Consider the following 1,265-nt stretch of genomic DNA (forward strand, 5'->3'; position numbering starts at 1 on the left):
AGCAGACGGCGCAGAAGGAAAGTGCCCACTCTGCGGTCGCGAACACGATCAACGCGAGGGCAGGCACGACCCAGAGGCCGCTGCCCGCGGCATAGAGGCCCAACGAGATCGAGCTGGCGAAGAACAGCATCTTGTTGGCGAACATCTTGGCGCCTGCATTTTCCTTCCGCCCGGACCACCCGACACGGGCGAGCGCGGCCTTCCACAGCAGGTGTGACGGGCAGCGGTGGTGTCCGATGAACCCGCGCACGGCGCCTTGCAGGATCAGGAGTCCCAGCAGCCACGGCGACACGAGCAGGGCCAGGACGCAGACGAGCGTGCTGACCAAGGCCTCGAGGCGAATGACGTTGGACCAGACTTGGGGGATGTCAAAGCGAAGCAAGGTGACCTCTTGGCAGTACGTACCGGCGGGATTCTCCAGGCGTGCGCGTACAAGTAAAGTCGATTATTCCTGAGTGATCATCCGGAAAAATCGTTGCATTGAGGCAAACGGTCGGCCCCACGCAGCGCCGTCAACGCCTTGCCGGCTGGCACACTGGCGAGCGTTGCCATCCGACTTGGACCCGCCATGGAAAAGAAGCAGACTTGGACCATCGTCTACTGGGTCATCGCCCTGATGCTGCTCGTCACGCTGCAGGACCTGTGGCAGTCCGCGACGCAGGTCGAGGCCGTGCCCTACAGCGAGTTCGAGAAGGCCCTCGAGGAGGGCCGCATCGCCAAGGTCACCATCTCCGACAACCGCATCACCGGGCAGTTGAAGCAGCCCGAGGGCCGCAAGACCACACTGGTGGCCAACCGCGTGGAGCCCGCGCTGGCCGAGCGGCTGGAGCGCTGGGAAGTGCCGTACACGCGCGTCGTGCAGAGCACGCTGCTGCGCGACCTGATGTCGTGGGTGATCCCGGCGCTGGTGTTCTTCGGCCTGTGGATCTTCCTGATGCGCCGTTTCGCCGACAAGCAGGGCATGGGCGGCTTCATGTCGATCGGCAAGAGCAAGGCCAAGGTCTACATCCAGACCGACACCGGCGTGACCTTCGCCGACGTGGCCGGCGTCGACGAGGCGCGCCAGGAACTCGAGGAGGTGGTCGACTTCCTGCGCCACCCGCAGGAGTACGGGCGGCTGGGCGCGCACATCCCCAAGGGCGTGCTGCTGGTCGGCCCGCCGGGCACCGGCAAGACGCTGCTGGCCAAGGCGGTGGCCGGCGAGGCGAAGGTGCCGTTCTTCTCGATCTCGGGCAGCGAGTTCGTCGAGATGTTCGTCGGCGTCG

The 1,265-nt window shown here is 65.5% G+C and carries 2 protein-coding genes; one reads left to right on the forward strand and one right to left on the reverse strand.

All coding sequences use genetic code 11. The features are described 5' to 3' along the window. Positions 1 to 382 (reverse strand): DUF4395 family protein (locus tag RMP09_RS15455; protein WP_310566877.1); only part of this gene is annotated, 382 nt, incomplete at its 3' end. A 186-nt stretch (positions 383 to 568) separates the two neighbouring features. Between RMP09_RS15455 and RMP09_RS15460 the strand changes: the two genes are divergently transcribed. Then, a partial coding sequence (locus tag RMP09_RS15460) for an ATP-dependent metallopeptidase FtsH/Yme1/Tma family protein (protein WP_310566878.1) occupies positions 569 to 1,265 on the forward strand: 697 nt, incomplete at its 3' end.

Origin of the sequence: Hydrogenophaga sp., assembly GCF_031426985.1 — a bacterium.
Lineage (GTDB): Bacteria > Pseudomonadota > Gammaproteobacteria > Burkholderiales > Burkholderiaceae_C > Hydrogenophaga.